We start from the raw sequence: 24,923 nt of genomic DNA on the forward strand, positions 1-24,923 counted from the left end.
AAGTGTATGAAGATACTAATCGTAGAAGATGAAGTCCTGATTCGCGAAGGGATGAGCGACTATCTCATGGAATGTGGTTATGAAGTCTTTGAAGCAGGAGATGGGCAGGAGGCCCTGGACCTCTTTCACAGAGAGGCGCCAGATCTGGTCTTGCTGGATATCCAGCTCCCTATCCTCAATGGCTTGGAGGTCCTTAAGACCATCCGGAAGACCAGCTCAGTCCCTGTCCTCATGCTGACGGCCTTCCATGACGAGGACTATAAGTTGACGGCCTTTGGAGAGTTGGCAGATGGCTACCTGGAAAAACCTTTCTCCTTGTCACTTTTAAAGGTCCGTATCGAAGCTATTTTTAAAAAGCTCCAGCCTTCCCGGGTCTTCACTTATGGAGAGGCACGGGTGGATTTTGAGAGCTACACAGCCAGCCTTGCTGGGCAAGCCATCTCCATGAATGCCAAGGAGTTGGAGATCTTGGAATACCTGCTCCAGCATGAAGGCAAGGCCCGGACCCGCTCTCAGATCCTCGATGCCGTCTGGAAGGAGACAGAGGAGATTCCTTTTGACCGGGTGATCGATGTCTATATCAAGGAACTACGAAAAAAACTAGAGCTGGACTGTATCGTTACGGTACGCAATGTCGGCTATAAATTGGAGAGACCATGACCAAACGAAGTATCTTTGCAAAGATCTTTCTGATCACCTTTGCCCTATTTAGTGGCTTAGTCATCCTTCTACATGCTTCGGTTTACTTTATTTTCCCGTCGACCTATATCGAGTCCCAGCGCCAGACGATTTTGAAGAAATCGCAGGCCCTGGCCAAGAGTTTCCAAGGGCAGGAAGAAGGAACCATTGAGTCGGTCATCGACCTTTATTCCAAGACCAATGATATCAAGGTGTCTATCAAAGGAAAGCAAAAACAAAATGCCATAGAGGTCAAGGATGACCTGCTCCTGAACCCTGACAGCCAGAACAATTCCCTGGTCATTGAAGAGCGAAAGATTCAGACCAAGGAAGGGAAAGACTTAACCTTGCAATTCTTAGCGACCGTCGATTCGCAAAAGGAAGCGCGGGACATCAGTCTGGGCTTTCTTCCCTATAGTCTCCTTGCTTCCTTTGTTCTGTCGCTAATTGCCTCCTATCTCTATGCCCGCATGATTTCCGCTCCGATCCTTGAGATCAAGCAGATGACCAAGCGGATGAAACGGCTGGATCGGACAGCTAGTCTTCCCATTCATTCGCAGGATGAGATTGGCGTTCTCAAGCAACAGATCAACGACCTCTATCACCATCTCCTAGAGGTAATCGACAATCTAGAGCAGCAGAAACAGGAAAATCTGAAGTTGGAGCAGATGAAGGTGGAATTCCTACGGGGGGCTTCGCATGAGCTCAAGACGCCTCTGGCCAGCTTGAAGATTATCCTAGAAAATATGCGGGATAAGATCGGCCGCTACAAGGACCGGGACCGCTACCTGGCGGTCTCCCTCGATATCGTCGATGAGATGAACCAGATCGTCCTAGAAATCCTGTCCCTCTCCTCTGTCCAAGAATTGGCCGGTGACAAGGAGTGGATCCAGCTGGATCAAGTTTTAGAGCAGATCCTTGACCAGTACAAAGTCTTGGCTCACTCCCGCGCGCTCACGATTGACAATCAGATTCCAGCCAAACCAGTCTATATGGACCCAGCGATTCTGAAATTGGTCCTCTCAAATGTCATCAGCAATGCGGTCAAGCATTCGGATGCCGGTGGAGAGATCCAGCTCCGTCTCGAAGAAGAAGGGACGCACTTGGCAGTTGAAAATACCAGTCAAGAAATGGTAGAGACTGCTGAAATGCCAATGACCGCTAGCCGTCAGAAGAAGGAAGGCGGCTTGGGACTCTTCGTGGTCCAACACTTGCTAGACCATGAGGAACTGGCCTACCAATTTGACAAAACGGCTATGGGCTTGCGCTTCCGTATGGAGCTGCCCAAGGAGCCACAAGAATAAAAAAACTAGCGAACAAGTGAAATGCTTGTTCGCTAGTTTGTATTTAATCAACCTTTTCTACCTTTAGCAATTGGCCGTGTTTTAATTCATAAATGGTATCCACATAGGTCAGGATAGAGCGGTCATGGGTCACCATGATGGCGCTCTTGTTTTTGGATTTGACTTCTTTTTGGATCAATTGAGCGATTTCTTGCCCTCGATCTGGGTCTAGGCTAGCCGTTGGTTCATCGGCCAAAATGACCTGTGGATTTCCGATGAAGGCGCGAGCGATGGCTGCCCGTTGTTTTTGCCCACCGGACATCTGATTAGGATATTGGTGGTAACAAGCTTCGATGCCAAGATCTGCCAACAAGGCTTTGACTTCCTCTTGGCGTTTTTTCTTGTCCTTTTCCCCTTTTAATTTGGCCACCAGTTCTAACTGATCACCGATTTTCATATAGGAGAGGAGCTGGTGGTCTTGGAAGATAAAGCCGAGTAATTCCAGCCGTTTTTGCGTCCATTGGCCTTGGTTGAGACCAGTCAAGTCTTGGCCTGCGATGCGAATCCGCCCCTCATCCGCTGATAAAAGCAAGCCAGCGATGGCCAAAAGCGTGGATTTACCAGATCCTGAAGGGCCCAAGATGGCGACGAATTCGTTGGGTTCGACGCTTAAATTCAGCTGGTTGAGGACATGGTGCATCTGGCTACCATCGGCGTAGGATTTTCTGATATTTTCTAATTCGATAATGGCCATCTTATTCTCCATTTCCACCAATGACTTCGATTGGATCTACTTTTTTGATTTTGACAAGGGACAAGGCACCACACAAAATAGAGGTCAGGATAAAGCTAACCGAGATGGTGAGATTGTCCTTCAGGGTCATAAAGGAAGGGACGCTATTGGGTAAAAATGGCGCCATTATGGTTGCCAAGCCAAGTCCCAGCAGCACTCCAATGAGGGAGATAATGGTGAGCTGGGATAGTTGGACATAGGTAATCTGGCTCATGGACATGCCAATGGCCTTCAAGACGCCGAACTGTTTCAACTTCTGCAAGGTAAGGATATAGAAGAAAACCCCAAGGATAGCAGAAGAAGCGAGTAAGAGCACCCACGTGATCATCCGTAGCGTCAGATTTTGAGCCTTGTAGCCAGGGATTTTATCGATCACCTGCTTCTTATCCGCCACCATCAAGTTGCTGGCTAGATCACTAGAAGGGATGCTTTTCTTGGTCACAAGGGTTTGGGCTTGCCATTGATAGCTTGGATCTGTTTTTTGTCGCATGCCTGTGTAGGTATCCGAGCTGATAAAACCAATCTCGCTATAGCCGTATTTGGCATTTTTCGCGAAGGCCACGACCTTGAGTTTTTGCTTAGAGGTTTTATCGATCACGTGATCGCCGACTTGGATCCCTTCATCCTCTTTGAAAGAACTGTCCAAAATGATCTCGTTTTTCTTTAAGTCGGAGATCTTGAGGTCTGTATCTTCTATGATTGGGTTGAGGATTTCTTCTTCATTGTGATCGGTCGCGAAGTAGGTGATATCCAGAGTATTGGAATCCTCTGTTTTTGAGACGGTCGCCCGCTGGATGGACAAGCCCGAATAGTCCATCCCCTCTATCTTTTGGACCTCATCTAAATCCTTCACCTTAATAGTTGAAAAGGGGATAATCCCTTCTGAATCCGTCGAAAGGATGTAGTGCAGCGACCCATAGTTATCGATTTGGGCTGATACCGACCGGCCCAGTCCATTTGTCAGACCGGACAAGAATACCACCATAAACATAAGGATGGTAATGAGGAGTTCAATCAGGATAAACTTCTTGGGTTGGTATTTCATTTCATTCCATGCGATTTTCATATTCGTTCTCCTTTTAGCACGGAGGTGCTCGAGCAGGGTTGACGGCACCTAAACATACTCTACCATCATACCACAAGTGGGGGGATAGTAGGGGGATGGTGTTTGGGGAGTATGAAGGAATCAAAAATTATTGAATGATAAATAATGAAATTATATTTTTCTAAAAAAAGAAACGTTTTCCGGAAAGTTGAGAGTTTGCTATGATGAATATTCAAGACTCAATTTAAGATTTTTAAAATTTTGTTATTTTTCAAATTACTGCTTTTAGGGGATTTCGCAATCGATAAATAAACAATTGATGGATAAGTCACATTGTATTTGACATTAAATGGACATTGGCAATATTTTGGAAGAAAATAAGTAGAGTAGTAAGTGCCTCTTTTATTATAAGCAAATTGTGCAAATTTTTTTGTTTACCCTTGAATACATTGATAATAGCCTCCTTATATTCACACATTATTTGATTTAGAGTAATAAACATGGTACAATGAAAGCGTATACAAAGATCGTGCAAGGAGGGAAAGAAAATGAAAAAAAATAAGCTATTGCTTGCTAGTGCGATTGTGATATCGCTTTTAACTCCAATGTCTCAAGTAAAGGCTGATTGGAAACGGGATAATGTTGGTTGGTGGTATTCACTGAACAATGGTTCTTATTATAAAAACACAGGAGCTTATATTGACGGGAAGTGGTATAGATTTGATGACAGAGGTTATATGATGACCGGCTGGCAGCCGATAGCGGAGCGTAATGCTACTAGTCTGAAAAAAATAAACTGGTCTTATTTTGATCCAGTAAATGGTGATCAAAAAATTGGCTGGCAAAATATAGATGGAAAGTGGTATTACCTTACTAGAAGTGGAGCACTTATTGGTGAGCAATTGATAGATGGGAAAAATTATTATTTTGACCCAGTTAATGGTGATATGCAAACAGGATGGGTATCTGAACAATTCCATTATGGGACAGAAAATATGTATTTCGACCCCGTAAGTGGAGCATTAGTAAAGGGTTGGCAAAATATAGACGGTAAATGGTATTACTTTCAACATAGTGCGTTAAAAGGTTCCCAGAATTTAGATGGAAAAAATTATTATTTCGACCCGGTTAACTGCGATATGCAAACGGGTTGGGTAACCAGAGAAAAGGCCTCTGCTACAAGAAAATATTATTACGACCTAGAGAGTGGGGAACAGCTATCAGGTTGGCAAGACATAGATGGGAAAAGGTATTACTTTGGTGAGTATGGGGCATCCAGTGGTCGTATATATATAGAAGGAAAACAATATTATTTTGATTCAGATACTTGTGAATTGAAAATAGGATGGTTAGAGTTAGGTAATTATAAATATTATGCAGATCCAAATGATGGTGGTGCACTTGCATCAAATAAAACTTTAATAATAGACGGTGTTTCATACACATTCGATTATGGAGGTACTCTTATTAACAATGTACCTTAATTGATCAGCATCTTGAAAGTTAGATTTTTTTCTAACTGTCAAGGTGTTTTTAACTATGATGATAAAGAATTTTATAATATAACCAGAGTGAGTTATTAGGTAGTTAATAAGCTTCATTTATAATCATTGATAAAGTCAGTTGCTAAAATTTTAATAATAGAGCAGGTTATTTCTTTAATTACTTTTAGATAATATCTTATATAATTTTATCTAAAAGTGGATACTGATAGGCTTTAAAAGGACAAATAAAAAGAGAGTGCTTTATATTTGAATTCGTTGACAGCGACCTCTCTATATCCATACATCATTTGATTTAGAGAAATAAACATGTTACAATGAAAGCGTATACAAAATATAAGGAGGAAATAAAAATGAAAAAAGCAACTAAGTTTTTGCTAGGTATTGTATTAGGTATATTACTTTTAACTCCAGTATCTCAAGTAAAGGCTGATTGGCATCGAGATAATGTTGGTTGGTGGTATCAACCAGAATTTGGTTCCTATTATAAAGATACAGAAGCTCAGATTGACGGGAAGTCGTATAAATTTGATGAAAGAGGTTATATGATGACCGGCTGGTATCTACGTGAGGGTAGGTATGTTAATGGGGATATATACAAAAACTGGTCTTATTTTGATCCAGTGAATGGGGATAAAAAACTTGGATGGCAAAACATAGATGGGAAATGGTATTACCTTACGACAGATGGGGCACGTATGGGTGAACAAAATTTAGATGGAAAACTTTATTATTTTGATCCAGTTAATGGTGATATGAAAACTGGTTGGATATCTAATCCAGGATATTCTGGTACGGAATGGAATTATTACGACCCTGTAAGCGGAGAAAAAGCTACCGGTTGGAGAAATATAGATGGGAAATGGTATTACTTTCTCCATCATGCGTTAAAAGGTTTCCAAAAGATAGGTGATAAAAGTTATTATTTTGATCCAGTTAATTCCGATATGAAAACGGGCTGGATATCTAAACAAGGACAGCGTGGTCTAGAGTGGTATTATTACGACCCAGAAAGTGGAGCACAAGTGTCAGGTTGGCAAACTATAGATGGGAAAACGTATTGCTTTGACGAATTTGGTAAGGCGCTTGCAGGTCATTGGATATTAGATGAGGGCAAACATTATTATTTTGACCCAGTTAATTGTGATTTAAAAACAGGCTGGCTTGATTTAAACGGAATAAGATATTATGCAGATCCTAACGACGGTGGTGCATTTGCAATGGATAAAACTTTAATTATAGATGGTGTTTCTTATACATTCAGTAGTGGTGGTGCTGTTATCAATAATGAGCCTTAATTGATTGATACCTCAAAAGTTGGATTATTTCTAACTTTTGGGGTTTTTTACATATGAGAATAATGTTATGAACTATGATTTTAGGAAGTAGGTATATGGATTAAAAAAATTTTAAAGGTCACTGACAAATTAAGGTTAGATTCAGAGGACTAAGCCCTTTGAAAAATAGAATAAGATAGGCTATAAAGCCTTGATATTAAGCACTTTGGCGCGTTTTTCCTTAGTGCTTTTTTTGTTTTTACTACCCCTTTAGTTACCCTTAACTAATTTTAGGTATAGTAAGAGGGTAGCCCCAAAATGGGACACCCTTATTATTTTATAACATGTTTTGAAGTTTTAATAGAATTATATGAAGAAAACAAAGCATTCCAAGATGAACTAAGAATATGCAAATTATGGTCAGCAAAAAAAGCTCTTTTAGAAGTGACTTACCATATAGTGAAAATTCATGTGAATAATGATGTAACAATAGTTTTAGAGCTTTTAATTTTCCTAGTAGTAAAAAAGATTGAAGAAAATTATCCAAAATAGACTTTTTTCTTCAATCTGATACATTATAATCATCTTTTTTGTCTGATTACATCTAACTTAACTTATCTTTTTGTGGTGCTTATTTTAATACGGATATATCGTATCAACCACATGATGATTTTGTAAACTATAAATACTAATATGGGAATAAATATGGTTGTTTGTATCGAATTATAAATCATTGGGGAATAATGATTGATTACCGAAAATAAGCAAAATATTAAAAAAATAACAATAAATTCTTTAAGATTCTTCATGTTATACCTCTATTCTGCGGATATTCCACCAATACCAATTTTTATTCCCTTCTTTTGAAATGCTGCATCACTCATTGCTTGTAATATAGTTGCTGCCCCGAACCATCCAACGAAACCTCCGATAACGGTGCCAATTCCAGGGTAAAATGACAATATTACAGACATTGCTCCAGCAATGACACCTGGGCCATAACTAGCAGCTAAATTAACGATATCGAGCACTTCGTAGTATGATAGATGAATATATCCTCCGCTAAAACTGGCTCTCGGCATCATAACTGGCGTTGTAATAGTTGTATTGTAATTAGCAATTGATTCAGTTAAGAAGGTGAGGTCATCATTGCTTAAATTATACTTATTTTTGATAAATTCAGCATTGTGTTTGAAATATAATTCTCCTTGATCTGTTAAAGCGAGTTCTTCTCCGATAGTGAACATTAAATTCAATTTTCGATTTTGTTCAGGAGTGAGATCACTTAAGTGAATATCAGGGAAATCGGTTATTGATATTTCTTCAGGTGTTGAGGGTTTCTTAGTGTTTGCAGAAACAGATGTTGCGCTTGAAAGTATTGTTACACAAAGAGTCAGAACAATTAATAGGGCATTTGTATATTTGAATGTTTTTTTCATGATAGCTATTCCTTTCTAATTTATTTTATTATCCACGTTTTTCATTCAGGATTTGCTAGCTCTCCTCCTTTCCAACCTAAATAATCTATCTATCTATTTAATCTACTTTAATTATAACATTATTATGCATTAAAGTCAAATAAAATAAACTATATTATTATCGTATTTGATTGTATAGGTTGCTGATATCATGGCAATAGGACCTGGTCTAATTCGTTTAGCGATGACAGAAAATTATAAATATACCTCCAAGAATAATCCGTTAATTTTCAAAAAAAACAAAATAATTATGAAATCTAAAAGTTGTTGGAGATCTTGTGGGAAATCCAATATAGATAGTAAAAGCCTGATTTAAATTAACTAAGAGGATTAGATAATTAGTTTAAGTAAAACATAACACGGTCATGATTCATGAGTCGTGTTATTGTATGATAAGCAAAAAAAGCCTCAACTGTTGGGGTTGTAGGGAATTTTAGTGGTGGGATTTGTCCGTCCTCTAATCTGAAAATAGCTCAGAATGGCTATCTCAGCATCATTTTTAACAATTTATTTTACAATAAATGTCCGTTATATCAGACATTTATTAAAATTTCTATTATAACAGACATTGACACAATTTTGTAATATTATTTTGGTAAAATAATATTACAAAAGGAGGCGAAGTATATGAAAAAAATTATAAGTGTTTTGCTACTGTCAATAATGGCAGTTCTATTAATTGCATGTTCTAAAAGCAATCAACAATCGTTGGATGGTGAATATTATTGGATATCGGACGAAAGAAATGAATTAGCATTTACTATAAAAGGTAACAAAGGTTCTATTGAGCATGGAGAAGCCGATAACTTTAGTATTGATAAACAGAAGAAAACCATTGAGTTAACTGGACAAGATATTGCAAACAGGACAGAAGAATATTCGTTTAACGATGGAGTCTTTTCTGTTGATATTAGTGGAATGAAACATGACTACTACTTAAAAGGTAGCAGTGCATATAAGAAAGCTCTTAAAGAATTTGGTTATAGATAAGAAAATACACCTATTTTACCGAATAGGTGTATTTTAGTGCTTTTTAGATGATTTATCTATTTTGGACTTATCAATTTGTACCAAATAGTTTATATTTCTTACAGAATAATTTAATTAAAAAATTAGAGAAGAGTATATTTTTTCCTTCGACCTTTTCCTTAATTAGTTTACCTGATTTTGAAAAATTTGAACACAAAAATAATGCCATGTTATTAACTTTTTCCTCTTAATACACTGAAAAAATGGTAATGAAGATATTAAAGATTATTAGTTATCATTTTCTCTTTTTTGCATAGAGAGAAACTCTTGAAGGAATAGTTTTTTAGCCTCTCCATCTGATGAAGTATCTAAATCCTCGATAATCATTCTGGCTACCTCTTCGCGTGAGGTTGTTCCGTACTCTTCTAACAATTTATAATCAATTCGTTCTTCAACGTTTGTATACGGGTAACGATCAAGTAAGTCATCGATACGATTATCAAATTCATACTCAGTCCATAACTCCTCAAAGACATCCCTATAATTCTCTATATTAGACTCTGAAGCAATTAAAGATAATGTATCCAGAAAGCCAGATTTATATCCTTTTATTTCTGAACAAAGAGCGATGACTTCATCTTTATTAATTTTGGTTAAATCTTCTCGGATGTCTAATAAGTCCTTATCTCTAAAAAGTTTTTCAAAACCTTCAAGTTGAGTATTGAAGCTGCTTAATTTTGAATACTCTGGTTGAACCAATATTTCTCTAAAATCCATAATAATCTCCAAATTTTCTCTAAATAAAATATTAGAGTGTCGTGAATAGACACTCTTGGAATGGTAGCTAAAAGTCAAATTAGTTTGGAAGGGCTTACATATAAATATTATACATTTTATAAAAGTATACGTCAAATTTTATAAAAAATTCTCTATAAAATATAGTATTTTAAAAAAATTTTTTAAAAAAACTCAAATTTCTATCGAATAGAGACTGATACATCATCCTAAATTAAATATAAAATACAATAAAATAAATTTTTTATTCATTTTATTGGTGATCGAGATAGAACAAATAATATAGAAACCAAACAAAAATAAACACGCTTTTATAGATATATAAACAAATGAATATATAAATTAACCTAAATTAAAATGTTGTGAAAACGCAAACAATCTTACTATATAAAGGTTCATTGTCTTATAAGAAATATTTATGCTTTTTAAAAATACCCAAGCATTTTAGTTGACTTTGTTTGGGTAAAGGTTTATAGTTATATCAATCATAGAAAAATATTTTGGAAAAAATATCCGAAATAAGATTTTAGCTAAAATTCTACTATTTATTTTATCAATCCAAATTGATAATATTATTAATCAATGGAGATAGATAATATTTAAATAAATATTCTTTGATTTAGAAAGGTGGCCCATTATGCTATGGTCTATTATTGTAGGAGGCCTTATTGGTCTCATTGCAGGAGGAATTACTAAAAAAGGTGGTTCAATGGGTATTATTGCTAATGTTTTAGCAGGTTTAATTGGTTCATCAGTTGGACAATCCCTTTTGGGCAGTTGGGGCCCATCTTTAGCAGGCATGGCATTGCTTCCTTCAATTGCGGGAGCTGTCATTGTTGTTTGTGTAGTTTCATTCTTCTTGGGGAAGAAGGAATAATTTTCTTTTTTCAAGAATAAATCATAATCTTTAAGACAGGGCAAGGTTATGATTTGATTGTATTCGTGAAAGGATTCAATATGTCAAAATCTAAGAAAATACTTTCTCTTATATTTTGTATTTTAATCTTGACAATTTTGATTCCTATTTTGCTAGATTATCATAAAGTTAGCGGTTTAGAGCTCCATTTGATTAATTGGAAGAGGATTTCTTTTTTAGGATATTATCTTTCTAGATACATTTTTTGGGGTATTTTAGTTCTTTCAATTTTAATTCTATTCTCTATGTTAGTGATAATTTTTTATCCTAAACAACATTTAGAGATAGAGTTAGAAAATACTGGTGGTGAACTAAAACTAAAAAGTTCTGCTATTGAAGGATTTGTTCGTAGTGTAGTTAATGAAAACAACTTCATTAAGAACCCTAAAGTTCGTGTAAATAGTCGGAAAAAGAAATGTTTAGTTTACGTGGAAGGAGAAATTCTTCCTTCAGATAATATTATTCAAAGAACTCAGTCTATAAAAGATGAAATCGGTAATGGATTAACACAGTTTTTTGGACTAAATCATGGTGTTAAGCTTGATGTTTCTGTAAAGGATTATAAGCCTAAAAAACCAACTAAAAAAACTGTGAGTCGTGTAAAGTAAGGAAATAAAAAATGGAATGGTTTAAAAAATACCAGTATCCACTCCTGTCTGGGTTAGCAGGTATTATTTTAGCTTGCTTCATCCTCTCCTATGGTTTCTTTAAAACATTATTTGTTTTAATCTTCGCCGTCTTAGGAGCTGGAGTTGGATATTATTTACAACAAAAAGGACTATTTAAATAATAAAGGAGTTTCAATATGTCAAACGAAAAAAATGTCAAAGAAACTAATGTGAAAGCAGAAGATGTGAAGGGTGAATTGACTTACGAAGACAAAGTCATTCAAAAAATTATCGGACTTTCTTTAGAAAAAGTAAATGGCTTGTTGGCTGTTGACGGAGGATTTTTCTCTAATCTAACTGATAAGATTATCAACACTGACAATGTTGCTAACGGAGTAAACGTTGAAGTTGGTAAAGAACAAGTTGCTGTCGACTTGAATGTCGTGGTTGAATATCAAAAGAATGTTCCTGAAATATACAAACACATTAAAGATGTAGTTGTATCACAAGTTTCTAAGATGACTGACTTGGAAGTTGTTGAAGTGAATGTGAATGTTGTTGATATTAAAACAAAAGAACAATATGAAGCTGACTCAGTAAGCTTGCAAGATCGTGTGACTGGAGTTGTTGAATCAACAGGTGAATTCGCATCTGAACAGTTTGAAAATGTTAAAACAGGTTTAGGAAATGGATTCTCAGCAGTTAAAGAAAAAGTTGGTGAAGGCGTAGAAGCTGTAACTGATTCTTCATCAAATGAAAAACCACGTGTTCATTAATTTGAATTTGGATATATAAAAACATATACAAACGGAGGTAAGACCATGTCTACAGAAGAAAAAGTAAACCAAGCAAAAGGAGCAGTCAAAGAAGGATTCGGTAAATTGACTGGCGACAAGAAAACAGAAAAAGAAGGAGCTGCTGAAAAAGTAGTTTCTAAAGTTAAAGAAGTCGCAGAAGACGCAAAAGATGCTGTTGAAGGAGCAATCGAAGGCGTTAAAAATATGATTAAAGGTGACGACAAATAGTTGTCAAGATAAAAGATGGTAAATGGTCATAAGCCAACTAATAGGTTAAATGACGATCAGATTTAATTCGAGTAAAAATTATTCATAGAATAAATAAATTATAACGGAGGCAAGACTATGTCAACTGAAGAAAAATTAAACCAAGCAAAAGGTGCTGTAAAAGAAAAAGTTGGTGAACTAACTGGCGATGAAAAAACAGAAAAAGAAGGAACTGCTGAAAAAGTAATTTCTAAAGTTAAAGAAGTTGCCGAAGACGCAAAGGATGCTGTTGAAGGAGCAATCGAAGGCGTTAAAAATATGATTAAAGGTGACGACAAATAATAGTTATTTGTTATCATTCAATCCCAACTAGTCTATCCTAAAAAAGCACCCTAAATTCTATAGTTTTTATATCTACTATAGAAGATGGGGTGCTTTTTGATCAAAATTTTTAAGAGGCTATTACTATACAGATATGTTGAGAATCTAAAAAAATCTTTTAATGATATAAGCAATTAGCTACATTTCTGCTTTGCTTTAAAAAATTAACGAAACACACACTTTATATTTATTTTATACATTAAACAAATGTAAATAACTATAAAAAATAAAGTGAGATAAGACATAATTTAAAAGCAGGAAAATATATATAAATCAATATACAATAGAATGATTCAACATATATTTTCTATTTGTTTATCACAAACAATAATACTATTTAGGTATTTTGTTTTATAATTTAATATATTTCAACAATTTTAAAAAAGTCAAGTATTTTAGTTGACTCCATATAAAAAATAGTCTATAATTATATTATCTCTAGAAAAGTAAGCGCTTTAATTTTTTATTCAATAAGAGACTTTTAGCTAAAAAATCAAAATACAAAAATGTTATATTCATCATAATTGCTTATTGAATATGATTTAAATAGTGTTTCTTTGAGATAGAAAGGAGTCCTATTATGCTTTGGTCTATTATTGTAGGAGGCCTTATTGGTCTCATTGCAGGAGGAATCACAAAAAAGGGTGGTTCAATGGGTATCATTGCTAATGTTTTAGCAGGTTTAATTGGTTCATCAGTTGGACAATCTCTTTTGGGTACTTGGGGACCATCTTTGGCAGGTATGGCATTGCTTCCTTCAATTGCGGGAGCTGTCATTGTTGTTTGTGTCGTTTCATTCTTCTTAGGGAAGAAGGAATAAATTTCTTTTTTCAAGAATAGATCATAATCTTTATAACAGGAAAAGATTATGATTTGATTGTAGTTTTGAGAAGATTCGTTATTTCAAAATTACAGAAGAAAAAGGCAACTAAGTAAAAGATGCTGTTTAAGGCGCAATCAAAGATGTAAAGAATTTATTTAATGGTGATGACAAATAAGTCATAAGTATAATCGATTTTTCGGGTTAGATCAACATACTCTATACAATTTTTAGTTCTGTTCATATTAACTTTTACAATAAGATTATATAGGCTATAAGCCGATATAATCAAATAAACCTAAGTAAAGCACTATTTCAATTTAACTGAATGATGGCACACTTAGCATAAGATTTAAGCGAAAAATCGATTTTCTTTTGATATAAAATAAAATATATTACAGATGGAGGTAATAGTATGTCTACAGAAGAAAAAATCAATCAAGCAAAAGGTACAGTCAAAGAAGGATTCGGTAAATTGACTGGCGATAAGAAAACAGAAAAAGAAGGAGCTGCTGAAAAAGTAGTTTCTAAAGTTAAAGAAGTCGCAGAAGACGCAAAAGATGCTGTTGAAGGAGCAATCGAAGGCGTTAAAAATATGATTAAAGGTGACGATAAATAGTTGATAATAGTCATCTTTTAGTCCCTAATGACGCATTCTAATTAGCTCCACTATGGAGAATAGAGTGCGTTTTTGATTCTGTGAGATTAATTTGCTATTGTAACAGACATCTTTAAAAATTGCTGTTATCATAGACATTTTCGTAGTATTCCTATAATGGTATTTTGTTATAACATAAACAATTAAGGAGGTATTACATTGGATAAACTATTGATTCTACTATTTTTAACGATTTTGAGTATGCCTTTAATTTCATGCTCTAATCAAAGAAATCAGACTTTGGATGGGGAATATTATTGGGTTAGTGAATCTAGAAATGAACGAGCATTTACTATCTCAGGAAATCAAGGGATACTTGATAGTAGTGTTGCTGACAACTTTGTAATTGATCGAAAGAATGAAACAATTGAGTTAATGGGCTCGCAAATGTTAAACCGTACAACAAGTTATATATATGAAGATGGTGTCTTTACTGTAGATATCTCTGGTGTAGAGCGTGATTATTATAAGAAAGATAGTGAGGCTTATAAGAAGGCACTGAAGGATTTAGATGAAAATTGACCACAATAATTAATCTTTTCTTTTGCTCTTGTCATTTAACGCTTATTCTATACAAAGGGATTAAGCGTTTTTATATTGTGTATCTCCTAGATCAAGAATTGACTCTCAGTTATCCTAGTGTGTACTAAATCTGACAAAATTGACAAAATTACATAAATTTGATATAATAAATTTATATAAGGATTTGAATCAAATTACTGCAACTAAGAAAGATCCTTTAAATAACAAGCTAGCCTTGTTGCTTGCTGTAAAATAAAAATAAGTTGTATCAATAGAAAGTGAGAATACTATATGAGAATAACAAGTTTTAGAGATATGGACACCACTGAAGATTTTGAATTTGTAGAAGAAAAAATGGGAGAGTACTTCCGTTGGGGGATTGCTGATTTCTATTCGCTTCAACAAGCAACTTATTGGATTGGGGATATCTTGAGAAAAGAACCCAGCGCTAATTTTGAAGTAAGAGCACGACTTTCAGAAGGTGATGATGTAGATGAATATGAAAGAATCGTGTTATACGAAGGCGACCAATGTTTTGATTCTTGGTTCTTGAAAGAGAAAGCAAGTTTTATGGCACCATATTCTATGATACTATTTCTCAATAAGGATACAAATGTGGCGTATGCTATTGAGAAAAACGAATTTGATGAACCTGGTCATGTAAAATATTTATGTGAGATAAGAAAATAGATGAGGCTGGGACACAAAAGTCCTAGCCTCTCAATTGTCTTTGGATTATCGAGTAAGACGCAGTGGTTGAGTGGGCTCTACTGCGCTGATTTCATCAGCTTTTACAGCCCTACTCAACTGTGCGGAGGTGGGACGACGAAATCGAATTCTAACGAATTACCGATTTCTGTCCCACTCTCTAAATTTAGTTATTAGTATGTTGACAATTTTATTTTTCAAAACCTTTTGATAAGAAGAAGGCGACCGACCATAATATAGTTATGGAAATCAAACATAATAAAATACTTGTATTACTAATTATTAATCTCTTCTTGATTGTGCTGGTTTTATTACATACCCAAGAATGTAATAAAACAGTATGAGCAGATAATGTTTTACTAGAAGCATTTACTTTTTCTGCGGATTTATTTTCATCAAACGAGTCTCAGGCTATAGAAGAAGAGCAGTATATGGTCATACACTACAAGAGAAAATAAATGAAGAATTTGATAACGTTAGAAAACTTTTATAATTATTTGGTACAAAAAACAAAATGACAAGCAAAAAAGCCTTGAAATCAAGGCTTTTTCCTGTTGATTTAGATGCCCCCTGCATGAATTTGTAAGAACTTTTAATATTGAAAGTAATCAAAAATGTTGAGATATAGCTGATTTTAGGGAAGTACTTTTAGGTGTTTTCAATGTCATGATTTAAAAATGGGGCAAAAAACATACTGAATTGAACTGTTTAGTAGCTTAAATATATCATGCTGCTATCTAAAAAGTTAATTTTACAGAGTTTGTTGGAATAGTTACTGAGTTTTTTGTTTATCATTCGAACTTTATTATTATATCATAAAAATGATTAGAAAAACAGACTTGTATTATTTTGAAATTGGTATATGATGAAGGTATAAAATTGGTGATTGGTATTTAATGTTGGAAAACAAGAAAGGAAAAGGTAAAAAATGCAAATACATAAAAAAATTTTTATAGTGGCGTTGGTTTTATCTATTTGTATCTCACTATATTTTCTTATCAATCCGTCTAATATCTTCACCTTTCCGATCCGTGTGCATGAATTTGATGACACATTTAAATATTACATGTTTGTGAAGATTGGAATTGTATTATTATTTATCAAATTCTTACTGGATATATGCTTAGAATTTATCAAGAATTGGTTTAAAAATTTTTGATATTTCTTCACACAAAAGAGTCTGAGACAGCGTTTTGTCCCAGACTCTTTTGTGAGTTGTGAGCTCTGTTTTATAGATTCCACTGCTTGAGGGAGATTTCTCCGCTATTGAGCCAGATTTCTTCTTGCTTGTCTAATTGGACCAAGAGTTGGCCGGTATCGGAGATGTCTTTGGCGAGGCCCTGATAGGTCTGTTGGTTCTGCTCAAAGGTAACGGTTCGTCCTAAGACCAGGGAGCGCTCTTTGTAGAGGTAGACCAGTTCATCAATATCCGTATGAAGAAATTCCCTCCAAATCTCGCTGATGAGGTCATTGCGGGTGATGGGACAAGGGCCTTCAAATAAGGAACCAGCCTTGCTTTCTAGCTCATCTGGAAAAGTAGAGATAGCCAAATTGAGACCGACTCCGATAATGACATCCGTGACAAGGCCAGTCTCGATGGATGTGATAGCTTCGGTTAGGATTCCCCCAATTTTTTTATGGCGATAGTAAATATCATTGACCCATTTGATATCGACATCGATCAGGGTCAGATTTTTAATAGCCTTATAGATGGCTCCTGCGACCATGAGGGTATAAGGGGGGAGCTCCGCAGGTGGGAGTTGGGGCTTGAGATGAAGAGACATATAGATGCCGCCTTGATCGGGAGAGTAGTAGTCGCGACCAAAGCGGCCCTTTCCGGCAGATTGGGACTTGGCCAGATAGAGCGCCTTGCCTTCTTGATGGGCTTCTATGCCTAATTTGGCATCCAATTGGGTGGAGCTACATTGTTCATTTAAGGAAACGGTCAATTGGGTATTTTTTGCGATGACTTCAGGAAGCAGAATATCGCCTGAGACTAGTCTATAACCCTTCTTTTTGAGGGATTCGATGACGACCCCATCTTTTTCCAGGCGCTGAATAGCCTTCCAGATGGAGGTGCGGGAAACGCCTAATTCTTTTGCCAGCTGCTCCCCGTTGACATAATCATCTGCCTGAGAAAGGGTTTGAAAGAGGATTTCGTGTGTTTTCATAAGACCTCCTAGCGACTGCTGTCTCGAATCGTGAGTTTGGTAGCTAATTTGACCATATAGGGAACACTTGGTTGACTCCCTTGAAAGGTCTGCCGCAACATTTGAATGGCTTGCTTACCCATTTCTTCTGTGTAGACGGTCACTGTAGAGAGAGCAGGAAAGACGTACTTGGCGATGGAAGTATCATTGAAGGAAATGAGGCTGACGCGCTCAGGAACTGCGATTTGATGCTCCTGAAGGGACCGAAGAGCTCCGACAGCTAAGGCATCACTGGCCATGAAAAAGGCAGTTGGTAAGTCGTCGCCCAATGCTTGAATCAGTTGCTCCATCATCTGATAACCCGACTCGGTCGAGAATTGCCCAACAGAGACAAAGCGCTCCTCATAAAGTCCTTTTTCCGTGAGAAACTGTTGAAAGGTCCGTTGACGGGGATCCATCTGTAACGGTGTCGCATCTGCCGTCTCTTCCTGCCCGACCAAGAGCCCGATCTCCTTGTGGCCATGCTCAAGGAAATACTCGAGAGCGGTGATGACAGAATCTTCTAGATCGGTCGTCACACAGGAATGCCCTAAATAGAGGGTATTGCTATCGACAAAGATCAGGGGTTTGCCGTAGCTTTCTAGATCTCGAATGGTCTTGGGACTGAATTTCCCAAGAGCGATAATGCCGTCTGCCTCCTGAATCAAGGACCAATCGTCATTATTGAAGATACGAAAGATCTCATAGCCTAATTCCTGGGCTTGTTTTTCCAACCCCATCCGAATGGCATAGTAGTAGAGGTCATCTAATTCTTCTTCACGCGTGTACCATTCAAAGATGACGATTTTATGAAAATCCTCAACTGGTTGAGGCCCTGTTTTGCGGTTTTTCTTTTGGTAATGCAAGTCTTCAGCGATGCGAAGAATCCGACTGCGCGTGTCTTCCCCAACAGATAAGGTCGCATCCTGGTTGAGGACGCGAGAGACCGTTGCCTGAGAAACGCCTGCTTTTTCCGCAATGTCTTTAATCGTTGTCATAGTTCATCCTTTATTGATTTCTACTTCCAGTATACTCTAAAAACTAGTAAAAAGAAATAAAATTTTACTAAATTTTATGTTTATTGCGATATTGGCTAGGAGTCAGCTGGCTATAGGCCTTAAAAGCCTTTGAAAAATAGAGGGGATCTGAAAAGCCCACTGAGTAAGCTACAATCTTGATGCTCTCGTCTGTGTTGGTCAGTAACTGCTGGGCACGCTGCATTCGGACCGAGTGTAAGAATTCCTTGGGAGAGATCTGGTGAAACTCCTTAAAGACAGTTGTCAGATAGGAGCGATGGACATTGAGGTCATCAGCGATCTCTTGAATACTCAAGTGCTCTTTATTGTAATGCGTCTCAATCACATGCTTGCAGGTCAGGTAGAGTTGATAGGTTGGAGATGGATGGCTCCGATGGATATCGGGAGCCACTTCACTGATAAGAAATAGCAGTTCATAGATCTGCGAGAGAAGGTGGAGTTGGTAGTGAGAAGTCATTTTTGAAGCCTCTGCTTTGTGGACGAGTCGCTCCATAAACTGGCCGATCTTTTCTGTTTCCACCTCTGTTTTCTTTAAAAAGCCTTTTTCATGCAGGGTTGAAAAACGCATGAAATCACTCACCTTGGTGCCACTGATGCCAATCCAGTAGTAGGACCAAGGTTCTTCTGCATCGGCCTTGTAGTAGGTCACCTTATTTTTGGGAAGAAGAAAGAGATCCCCGGCCTCTAGGTGGATTTCTTTTTTATTGAAGTGGAAGACTCCCTTTCCTTCTGTAATAAAATGCAAGACAAAATTATCTCGGACGCTAGGGCCAAATTCATAGTTTTTTGGACAATCTTCATAGCCATAAAAATCAAGGGCTAGGTCAATGGTATCGGTTTGGTATTCAGAAAAGACTAACATAGGGAAACCTCCTACCTAACATTTTACCATATAAGTCCAACAAAATTCTATTTTCGAAAGCGTTTACATCAAGTAAAATAAAGACATGCTAAAAAAGAAAGTTATTGGAACTGAAATTAAAAATACATAGTGATATTTTTCGGGTCCAATGGAGGAAGATATGGCAATTCGTATTGAACAAAATTTGTTCTATGTAGAAAGTAAGGGACTGAGCCTGATCCTTGAAAATCGAGATGGCTACCTGATGCTTAAGCATCTGGGACGTCCGATCCCGTCTTATCATTTTTCCAATACGGTGCATGAGAAGGATCATGCTTTCTCTGGAAATCCAACACCTGACAATCGAACCTTCAGCTTGGATACCCAGCGTCAGATCCTAGGACAGCACGGGCTTGGAGATTTCCGAAAGCCGTCTATTCAAATCCAGCACGGCGCCACAGAGGTGACGGATTTCCTCTATGTCGGAGCCAATATCTACTCTGGCAGTGTCGGGGCAACTGGTCTTCCCAATCCACATACAGTAGATAGTGCTGAAACCTTGGCCTTGGTCTTTGAAGATGATCAAGCGGCCCTGCGTTTGACCCTCTATTACACGGCTTACGAGGATCGAGCAACCATCACTAGCTTTTCAAAGATTGAAAACTGCAGTGATGAAATCGTCGTGATCCACAAGGCCTTCAGTGTGTTGGCCGATGTCCCAGCAGGTGACTACGATGTCATCACCCTTCAAGGGGCCTATGCGAGAGAAAAAACAGTCCGCCGCCAGCAAGTAGAGCAAGGAATCTTCTCCATCAGCTCCAACCGTGGTGCTTCTGGACATGCCCAGACCCCAGCTCTTATCCTTGCTGACCATGAAGTGACAGAAGATGCCGGTTCTGCTCTTGCCTTCCAACTGCTCTACAGTGGAAATTTTGAAGGATTTGTTCAAAAGAATCAACTCAATGAAGTTCGCGTTGGATTGGGAATCAATCCAGAAAACTTCTCCTGGGAGTTGGCACCGAATCAGAGTTTTGATACGCCGGTAGCCATGATTAGCTACTCCCATAAGGGATTGACCGGACTCAGTCAAGAGAGTCAAGCTTTTGTCCAAAACCATATCATTTCTAGCCAGTTTGCCCATAAAGAACGTCCAATTCTCATCAACAACTGGGAAGCAACCTACTTTGACTTTAAGAAAGACAAATTATTGGAGCTAGCGGATGAGGCTCAAAAAGTGGGAATCGAACTCTTCGTTCTTGATGATGGCTGGTTTGGCAATCGCTATGATGACAATCGGGCCCTCGGTGACTGGACTGTCAATGAAGAAAAATTAGGAGGAAGCCTAGCAGAACTGATCCAGGGCATCCACGGCAAGGGACTTCAATTTGGCCTTTGGGTGGAGCCAGAAATGATTTCTGTTGATAGCGACCTCTACCGGGCTCATCCGGACTGGGCTATTCAAGTCCCAGGCTATGAACACACCTATTCACGGAATCAACTAGTACTCGATTTCGCAAATAAAGAAGTGGTTTCTTATATCAAGCAGGTCTTGGATGACTTACTTGGAAACCATGAGATCGACTACATCAAATGGGATATGAACCGCAATATCACCAAACTTGGAAATGGTAAAACTTACCTTGAAACCAAGATGCAATCCCATGCTTATATCTTGGGTCTCTATGAAGTGGTTTCTTACTTAACAGAGAAGTATGAGAACATCCTCTTTGAGTCCTGCTCCGGTGGTGGTGGTCGCAACGACCTTGGTATGATGCGTTACTTCCCTCAGGTATGGGCAAGTGACAATACGGATGCCATTGCTAGACTTCCAATCCAGTATGGATCTAGCTATCTCTATCCAACCATTTCTATGGGGGCTCACGTATCAGCAGTGCCAAATCACCAGATGGAACGGATGACACCACTTGAAACGCGAGGTCATGTAGCCATGATGGGAAATCTGGGCTATGAATTGGATCTAACCAGTCTTCCGCAAGAAGAGTTGGATCGGATCGCAGCTCAAGTCGCTCATTACAAAACGATTCGACCAGTTGTTCAATTCGGAAAACACTACCGCTTGATCAATCCAAGCCAAGGAAGCAATCAAGCAGCCGTCCAGTTCACTTATCAAGACCGTACGGTTTTAACCTATGTACGAGTCTTATCAACGGTTGAAGAGATCGAGCCGACCCTGAAACTCAAAGGGTTGGAAGAAGATGCGCTCTATAGCCTAGAAGGGACAGATAAAGTCTATTCAGGAGCCGAGCTCATGTATGCTGGCTTAACCGTCGTTCTTCCTCAGGGAGATTTCCTCAGCAAACAATATATTTTTGTCAAAAAATAAAAGGAGACAGCCAAATGAAATGGTATAAAAAAATCGGACTTCTTGCGACTACAGGCCTAGCCTTGTTTGGGCTCGGTGCCTGCTCCAACGATGGAAAATCTGCGGATGGCACAGTGACCATCGAGTATTTCAACCAGAAAAAAGAAATGACTAAAACTTTGGAAGAAATCGCGCGTGATTTTGAAAAGGAAAACCCAAAGGTCAAGGTCAAAGTTGTCAATGTACCGAACGGTGGAGAAGTATTGAAAACACGTGTCCTCGCAGGAGATGTGCCAGATGTGGTTAATATTTACCCACAGTCCATCGAACTACAAGAATGGGCAAAAGCAGGTGTCTTCGAAGATTTGTCCAATAAAGACTATATGAAACGCGTGAAAAATGGCTATGCTGAAAAATATGCCGTGAACGGAAAAGTCTACAACGTTCCCTTTACAGCCAATGCTTACGGAATCTACTACAACAAAGATAAATTCGAAGAACTAGGCTTGAAGGTCCCTGAAACCTGGGATGAATTTGAACAGTTAGTCAAAGACATCGTTGCTAAAGGACAAACACCATTTGGAATTGCAGGTGCAGATGCTTGGACACTCAATGGTTACAATCAATTAGCCTTTGCGACAGCAGCAGGTGGAGGAAAAGAAGCCAATCAATATCTTCGTTATTCTCAACCAAATGCTATTAAATTGACGGATCCGATTATGAAAGATGACATCAAGGTGATGGATATTCTTCGCATTAAAGGTTCGAAGCAAAAGAACTGGGAAGGTGCTGGCTATACAGACGTTATCGGAGCCTTCGCGCGTGGGGACGTCCTCATGACACCAAATGGGTCTTGGGCGATTACAGCGATTAATGAACAAAAACCGAAATTTAAGATTGGAACCTTCATGATTCCAGGAAAAGAAAAAGGACAAAGCTTAACCGTTGGTGCAGGAGACTTAGCATGGTCTATCTCTGCTACTACCAAACATCCAAAAGAAGCCAATGCCTTTGTGGAATACATGACCCGTCCAGAAGTCATGCAAAAGTACTATGATGTGGACGGATCTCCAACAGCGATCGAAGGGGTCAAACAAGCAGGAGAGGATTCACCGCTTGCTGGGATGACCAAATATGCCTTTACGGATCGTCACTTGGTGTGGTTGCAACAATACTGGACCAGTGAAGCAGACTTCCATACCTTGACGATGAACTATGTCTTGACAGGTGATAAACAAGGAATGGTCAATGATTTGAATGCCTTCTTTAACCCGATGAAAGCGGATGTGGATTAGGAGTAGAGAGACAATGAAAAAAGTATTACAAAAATATTGGGCATGGGCTTTTGTGGTCATTCCCCTCTTATTACAAGCAATTTTCTTCTATGTGCCAATGTTCCAAGGAGCCTTTTACAGTTTTACCAACTGGACAGGTTTGACCTATAACTACAAGTTTGTCGGCTTGAACAACTTTAAGCTCCTCTTTATGGATCCAAAATTCATGAATGCTATTGGCTTTACTGCAATCATCACGATTGCTATGGTAGTTGGTGAGATTGCCCTTGGGATCTTCATTGCGCGTGTCTTGAACTCTAAGATCAAAGGCCAAACCTTCTTTCGTGCTTGGTTCTTCTTCCCAGCAGTTTTGTCTGGTTTGACAGTGGCTCTGATTTTCAAACAAGTCTTCAACTACGGTCTTCCAGCAATTGGGAATGCCCTTCATATCGAGTTTCTTCAAACCAGTCTTTTAGGGACTAAGTGGGGAGCGATCTTCGCGGCTGTCTTTGTCCTTCTTTGGCAAGGAGTAGCTATGCCCATCATTATCTTCCTAGCTGGTCTGCAATCTATCCCATCTGAAATTACAGAAGCAGCAAGAATCGATGGCGCGACTAGCAAGCAAGTCTTCTGGAATGTTGAATTGCCTTACTTACTACCAAGTGTCTCTATGGTCTTTATCCTAGCCCTAAAAGGTGGGCTTACCGCCTTTGACCAAGTCTTTGCCATGACTGGTGGTGGTCCAAATAATGCCACAACCTCACTTGGGCTCTTGGTTTATAACTATGCCTTTAAAAACAACCAATTCGGTTATGCCAATGCCATTGCCGTAATCTTGTTCTTCTTGATTGTAGTGATTTCAATCATCCAATTGAGAGTATCTAAGAAATTTGAAATTTAAGAGGAGAAGCACGATGAAACAAGATGAAAGAAAAGCCTTGATTGGCAAATACATTCTATTGATTCTAGGATCGGTTCTGATTTTAGTGCCACTCCTTGCCACCCTCTTTAGTTCCTTCAAACCAACCAAGGATATCGTAGACAATTTCTTTGGATTTCCAACCAACTTCACATGGGACAACTTCAGCCGTCTCTTGGCTGATGGGATCGGAGGCTATTATTGGAACTCTGTCGTCATCACTGTCTTGTCTTTACTTGCAGTAATGATCTTTATCCCCATGGCAGCCTACTCCATCGCACGTAATATGAGTAAGAGAAAAGCCTTTACCATCATGTACACCCTCTTGATTCTTGGGATTTTCGTACCTTTCCAAGTTATCATGATTCCGATTACGGTTATGATGAGTAAACTCGGTTTGGCTAACACCTTTGGTTTGATCTTGCTCTACTTGACCTATGCGATTCCACAGACCCTCTTCCTCTATGTCGGCTATATCAAAATCTCTATCCCAGAAAGTCTGGATGAAGCAGCAGAGATCGATGGGGCTAATAAATTCACAACCTATTTCCGCATCATCTTCCCAATGATGAAACCCATGCATGCGACAACCATGATCATCAATGCCCTTTGGTTCTGGAATGACTTCATGTTGCCACTCCTTGTCTTGAACCGGGATTCCAAAATGTGGACCCTGCCATTGTTCCAATACAACTACGCAGGCCAATATTTCAACGACTACGGACCAAGCTTTGCCTCTTACGTGGTCGGCATTATCAGTATCACCATTGTCTATCTCTTCTTCCAACGCCATATCATCGCAGGAATGAGCAACGGCGCAGTGAAATAACAAATAAGATACAAAGGGACGATTCAGCTTGCTGAAAATTTCTGTAGTACCCTAAGGCATCCACATCCGTAAAC

At 38.1% G+C, this 24,923-nt stretch carries 27 protein-coding genes; 20 read left to right on the top strand and 7 right to left on the bottom strand.

All coding sequences use genetic code 11. From position 1 onward, the window contains the following. The first annotated feature begins 6 nt into the window (after positions 1-6). Both ADG03_RS10325 and ADG03_RS10330 read left to right on the top strand, forming a co-directional pair. The gene (locus tag ADG03_RS10325) at positions 7-660 is read left to right on the top strand and encodes a response regulator transcription factor (protein ID WP_009731294.1); all 654 of its coding nucleotides are present in this window, start codon (positions 7-9) and stop codon (positions 658-660) included. Then, positions 657-1,982, top strand: a complete 1,326-nt coding sequence (locus tag ADG03_RS10330; RefSeq protein ID WP_049472616.1) for a sensor histidine kinase — start codon at positions 657-659, stop codon at positions 1,980-1,982. The genes ADG03_RS10325 and ADG03_RS10330 overlap by 4 nt, the downstream gene beginning before the upstream one ends. Positions 1,983-2,025: 43 nt before the next feature. On the opposite strand, the gene ADG03_RS10335 is transcribed toward ADG03_RS10330, so the two are convergent. Further along, positions 2,026-2,715 (bottom strand): ABC transporter ATP-binding protein, encoded by a 690-nt coding sequence (locus ADG03_RS10335; protein WP_049472617.1) that lies wholly within the window; start codon positions 2,713-2,715, stop codon positions 2,026-2,028. A gap of 1 nt (position 2,716) precedes the next feature. Next, positions 2,717-3,820, bottom strand: a complete 1,104-nt coding sequence (locus ADG03_RS10340) for an ABC transporter permease (protein WP_049472618.1) — start codon at positions 3,818-3,820, stop codon at positions 2,717-2,719. Between the two features lie 527 nt (positions 3,821-4,347). Here ADG03_RS10340 and ADG03_RS10345 point away from each other — a divergent pair. From ADG03_RS10345 to ADG03_RS10355, 3 genes are all read left to right on the top strand, one after another. After that, positions 4,348-5,283 carry an N-acetylmuramoyl-L-alanine amidase family protein gene (locus tag ADG03_RS10345; RefSeq protein ID WP_049472619.1) on the top strand — a complete coding sequence of 312 codons (936 nt, stop codon included), beginning with the start codon at positions 4,348-4,350 and terminating at the stop codon, positions 5,281-5,283. A gap of 371 nt (positions 5,284-5,654) precedes the next feature. Next, entirely contained in the window at positions 5,655-6,599 is a 945-nt protein-coding gene (locus ADG03_RS10350; protein ID WP_049472620.1) for a cell wall-binding protein, read from the top strand. Between the two features lie 297 nt (positions 6,600-6,896). Beyond that, on the top strand, positions 6,897-7,130 hold the full coding sequence (locus ADG03_RS10355; protein ID WP_049472621.1) for a hypothetical protein: 234 nt from the start codon (positions 6,897-6,899) through the stop codon (positions 7,128-7,130). 266 nt (positions 7,131-7,396) lie between these two features. On the opposite strand, the gene ADG03_RS11910 is transcribed toward ADG03_RS10355, so the two are convergent. Continuing rightward, positions 7,397-8,017, bottom strand: coding sequence for a hypothetical protein (locus tag ADG03_RS11910; RefSeq protein WP_239667189.1), 621 nt, complete (start codon positions 8,015-8,017; stop codon positions 7,397-7,399). 666 nt (positions 8,018-8,683) lie between these two features. Between ADG03_RS11910 and ADG03_RS10365 the strand changes: the two genes are divergently transcribed. Then, on the top strand, positions 8,684-9,046 hold the full coding sequence (locus tag ADG03_RS10365; RefSeq protein ID WP_049472622.1) for a hypothetical protein: 363 nt from the start codon (positions 8,684-8,686) through the stop codon (positions 9,044-9,046). Between the two features lie 267 nt (positions 9,047-9,313). On the opposite strand, the gene ADG03_RS10370 is transcribed toward ADG03_RS10365, so the two are convergent. Then, positions 9,314-9,802: a hypothetical protein gene (locus ADG03_RS10370; protein ID WP_239667190.1), complete on the bottom strand. Its 489-nt coding sequence runs from the start codon at positions 9,800-9,802 to the stop codon at positions 9,314-9,316. Positions 9,803-10,457: 655 nt separating this feature from the next. On the opposite strand from ADG03_RS10370, the gene ADG03_RS10375 reads away from it, so the two are divergent. The 10 genes from ADG03_RS10375 to ADG03_RS10420 all read left to right on the top strand — a co-directional run bounded on the left by ADG03_RS10375 (position 10,458) and on the right by ADG03_RS10420 (position 15,419). Beyond that, entirely contained in the window at positions 10,458-10,697 is a 240-nt protein-coding gene (locus ADG03_RS10375; protein ID WP_049514611.1) for a GlsB/YeaQ/YmgE family stress response membrane protein, read from the top strand. Positions 10,698-10,777: 80 nt separating this feature from the next. After that, positions 10,778-11,344 (top strand): alkaline shock response membrane anchor protein AmaP, encoded by a 567-nt coding sequence (amaP, locus tag ADG03_RS10380; protein WP_049472679.1) that lies wholly within the window; start codon positions 10,778-10,780, stop codon positions 11,342-11,344. Between the two features lie 11 nt (positions 11,345-11,355). Continuing rightward, positions 11,356-11,526, top strand: a complete 171-nt coding sequence (locus ADG03_RS11100) for a DUF2273 domain-containing protein (RefSeq protein ID WP_049472678.1) — start codon at positions 11,356-11,358, stop codon at positions 11,524-11,526. Between the two features lie 15 nt (positions 11,527-11,541). Next, positions 11,542-12,120 (top strand): Asp23/Gls24 family envelope stress response protein, encoded by a 579-nt coding sequence (locus tag ADG03_RS10390; RefSeq protein ID WP_049472677.1) that lies wholly within the window; start codon positions 11,542-11,544, stop codon positions 12,118-12,120. Positions 12,121-12,165: 45 nt separating this feature from the next. After that, positions 12,166-12,369, top strand: coding sequence for a CsbD family protein (locus ADG03_RS10395; protein ID WP_021153476.1), 204 nt, complete (start codon positions 12,166-12,168; stop codon positions 12,367-12,369). A 117-nt stretch (positions 12,370-12,486) separates the two neighbouring features. Then, positions 12,487-12,690 (top strand): CsbD family protein, encoded by a 204-nt coding sequence (locus ADG03_RS10400; protein ID WP_049472676.1) that lies wholly within the window; start codon positions 12,487-12,489, stop codon positions 12,688-12,690. Positions 12,691-13,309: 619 nt separating this feature from the next. Beyond that, the gene (locus tag ADG03_RS10405) at positions 13,310-13,549 is read left to right on the top strand and encodes a GlsB/YeaQ/YmgE family stress response membrane protein (protein WP_003007835.1); all 240 of its coding nucleotides are present in this window, start codon (positions 13,310-13,312) and stop codon (positions 13,547-13,549) included. Between the two features lie 415 nt (positions 13,550-13,964). Further along, the gene (locus tag ADG03_RS10410) at positions 13,965-14,168 is read left to right on the top strand and encodes a CsbD family protein (protein ID WP_021153475.1); all 204 of its coding nucleotides are present in this window, start codon (positions 13,965-13,967) and stop codon (positions 14,166-14,168) included. Positions 14,169-14,366: 198 nt separating this feature from the next. Continuing rightward, the gene (locus tag ADG03_RS10415) at positions 14,367-14,729 is read left to right on the top strand and encodes a hypothetical protein (protein WP_049472586.1); all 363 of its coding nucleotides are present in this window, start codon (positions 14,367-14,369) and stop codon (positions 14,727-14,729) included. 291 nt (positions 14,730-15,020) lie between these two features. Then, a complete protein-coding gene (locus ADG03_RS10420) occupies positions 15,021-15,419 on the top strand; it encodes a hypothetical protein (protein WP_049472585.1) in 399 nt (132 codons plus the stop codon). A gap of 1,247 nt (positions 15,420-16,666) precedes the next feature. On the opposite strand, the gene birA is transcribed toward ADG03_RS10420, so the two are convergent. From birA to ADG03_RS10440, 3 genes are all read right to left on the bottom strand, one after another. Further along, positions 16,667-17,608 carry a bifunctional biotin--[acetyl-CoA-carboxylase] ligase/biotin operon repressor BirA gene (gene birA, locus ADG03_RS10430; protein WP_049472583.1) on the bottom strand — a complete coding sequence of 314 codons (942 nt, stop codon included), beginning with the start codon at positions 17,606-17,608 and terminating at the stop codon, positions 16,667-16,669. 8 nt (positions 17,609-17,616) lie between these two features. Then, positions 17,617-18,624, bottom strand: a complete 1,008-nt coding sequence (locus tag ADG03_RS10435) for a LacI family DNA-binding transcriptional regulator (RefSeq protein WP_049472582.1) — start codon at positions 18,622-18,624, stop codon at positions 17,617-17,619. A 67-nt stretch (positions 18,625-18,691) separates the two neighbouring features. Beyond that, complete coding sequence (locus ADG03_RS10440) at positions 18,692-19,525, bottom strand: AraC family transcriptional regulator (RefSeq protein WP_049472581.1); 834 nt, start codon at positions 19,523-19,525, stop codon at positions 18,692-18,694. 160 nt (positions 19,526-19,685) lie between these two features. Here ADG03_RS10440 and ADG03_RS10445 point away from each other — a divergent pair, with 160 nt between their 5' ends. From ADG03_RS10445 to ADG03_RS10460, 4 genes are read left to right on the top strand one after another with little or no spacing between them, the layout of a single operon-like run. Continuing rightward, entirely contained in the window at positions 19,686-21,848 is a 2,163-nt protein-coding gene (locus ADG03_RS10445; protein WP_049472580.1) for an alpha-galactosidase, read from the top strand. A gap of 14 nt (positions 21,849-21,862) precedes the next feature. Continuing rightward, a complete protein-coding gene (locus tag ADG03_RS10450) occupies positions 21,863-23,122 on the top strand; it encodes an extracellular solute-binding protein (protein WP_049472579.1) in 1,260 nt (419 codons plus the stop codon). A gap of 13 nt (positions 23,123-23,135) precedes the next feature. After that, positions 23,136-24,002, top strand: coding sequence for a carbohydrate ABC transporter permease (locus ADG03_RS10455; RefSeq protein ID WP_021153464.1), 867 nt, complete (start codon positions 23,136-23,138; stop codon positions 24,000-24,002). A 13-nt stretch (positions 24,003-24,015) separates the two neighbouring features. Further along, on the top strand, positions 24,016-24,849 hold the full coding sequence (locus tag ADG03_RS10460) for a carbohydrate ABC transporter permease (protein ID WP_021153463.1): 834 nt from the start codon (positions 24,016-24,018) through the stop codon (positions 24,847-24,849). The last annotated feature ends 74 nt before the right edge of the window (positions 24,850-24,923 follow it).

The organism is Streptococcus parasanguinis (assembly GCF_001069785.1).
Taxonomy (GTDB): Bacteria; Bacillota; Bacilli; order Lactobacillales; family Streptococcaceae; genus Streptococcus; species Streptococcus parasanguinis_T.

Excerpts from the sequence above, each read along its gene's own strand:
- ADG03_RS10325 (WP_009731294.1), top strand. The coding sequence starts at position 7 with ATGAAGATACTAATCGTAGAAGATGAAGTCCTGATTCGCGAAGGGATG.
- ADG03_RS10330 (WP_049472616.1), top strand. The coding sequence starts at position 657 with ATGACCAAACGAAGTATCTTTGCAAAGATCTTTCTGATCACCTTTGCC.
- ADG03_RS10335 (WP_049472617.1), bottom strand. The coding sequence starts at position 2,715 with ATGGCCATTATCGAATTAGAAAATATCAGAAAATCCTACGCCGATGGT.
- ADG03_RS10340 (WP_049472618.1), bottom strand. The coding sequence starts at position 3,820 with ATGAAAATCGCATGGAATGAAATGAAATACCAACCCAAGAAGTTTATC.
- ADG03_RS10345 (WP_049472619.1), top strand. The coding sequence starts at position 4,348 with ATGAAAAAAAATAAGCTATTGCTTGCTAGTGCGATTGTGATATCGCTT.
- ADG03_RS10350 (WP_049472620.1), top strand. The coding sequence starts at position 5,655 with ATGAAAAAAGCAACTAAGTTTTTGCTAGGTATTGTATTAGGTATATTA.
- ADG03_RS10355 (WP_049472621.1), top strand. The coding sequence starts at position 6,897 with ATGGGACACCCTTATTATTTTATAACATGTTTTGAAGTTTTAATAGAA.
- ADG03_RS11910 (WP_239667189.1), bottom strand. The coding sequence starts at position 8,017 with ATGAAAAAAACATTCAAATATACAAATGCCCTATTAATTGTTCTGACT.
- ADG03_RS10365 (WP_049472622.1), top strand. The coding sequence starts at position 8,684 with ATGAAAAAAATTATAAGTGTTTTGCTACTGTCAATAATGGCAGTTCTA.
- ADG03_RS10370 (WP_239667190.1), bottom strand. The coding sequence starts at position 9,802 with ATGGATTTTAGAGAAATATTGGTTCAACCAGAGTATTCAAAATTAAGC.
- ADG03_RS10375 (WP_049514611.1), top strand. The coding sequence starts at position 10,458 with ATGCTATGGTCTATTATTGTAGGAGGCCTTATTGGTCTCATTGCAGGA.
- amaP (WP_049472679.1), top strand. The coding sequence starts at position 10,778 with ATGTCAAAATCTAAGAAAATACTTTCTCTTATATTTTGTATTTTAATC.
- ADG03_RS11100 (WP_049472678.1), top strand. The coding sequence starts at position 11,356 with ATGGAATGGTTTAAAAAATACCAGTATCCACTCCTGTCTGGGTTAGCA.
- ADG03_RS10390 (WP_049472677.1), top strand. The coding sequence starts at position 11,542 with ATGTCAAACGAAAAAAATGTCAAAGAAACTAATGTGAAAGCAGAAGAT.
- ADG03_RS10395 (WP_021153476.1), top strand. The coding sequence starts at position 12,166 with ATGTCTACAGAAGAAAAAGTAAACCAAGCAAAAGGAGCAGTCAAAGAA.
- ADG03_RS10400 (WP_049472676.1), top strand. The coding sequence starts at position 12,487 with ATGTCAACTGAAGAAAAATTAAACCAAGCAAAAGGTGCTGTAAAAGAA.
- ADG03_RS10405 (WP_003007835.1), top strand. The coding sequence starts at position 13,310 with ATGCTTTGGTCTATTATTGTAGGAGGCCTTATTGGTCTCATTGCAGGA.
- ADG03_RS10410 (WP_021153475.1), top strand. The coding sequence starts at position 13,965 with ATGTCTACAGAAGAAAAAATCAATCAAGCAAAAGGTACAGTCAAAGAA.
- ADG03_RS10420 (WP_049472585.1), top strand. The coding sequence starts at position 15,021 with ATGAGAATAACAAGTTTTAGAGATATGGACACCACTGAAGATTTTGAA.
- birA (WP_049472583.1), bottom strand. The coding sequence starts at position 17,608 with ATGAAAACACACGAAATCCTCTTTCAAACCCTTTCTCAGGCAGATGAT.
- ADG03_RS10435 (WP_049472582.1), bottom strand. The coding sequence starts at position 18,624 with ATGACAACGATTAAAGACATTGCGGAAAAAGCAGGCGTTTCTCAGGCA.
- ADG03_RS10440 (WP_049472581.1), bottom strand. The coding sequence starts at position 19,525 with ATGTTAGTCTTTTCTGAATACCAAACCGATACCATTGACCTAGCCCTT.
- ADG03_RS10445 (WP_049472580.1), top strand. The coding sequence starts at position 19,686 with ATGGCAATTCGTATTGAACAAAATTTGTTCTATGTAGAAAGTAAGGGA.
- ADG03_RS10450 (WP_049472579.1), top strand. The coding sequence starts at position 21,863 with ATGAAATGGTATAAAAAAATCGGACTTCTTGCGACTACAGGCCTAGCC.
- ADG03_RS10455 (WP_021153464.1), top strand. The coding sequence starts at position 23,136 with ATGAAAAAAGTATTACAAAAATATTGGGCATGGGCTTTTGTGGTCATT.
- ADG03_RS10460 (WP_021153463.1), top strand. The coding sequence starts at position 24,016 with ATGAAACAAGATGAAAGAAAAGCCTTGATTGGCAAATACATTCTATTG.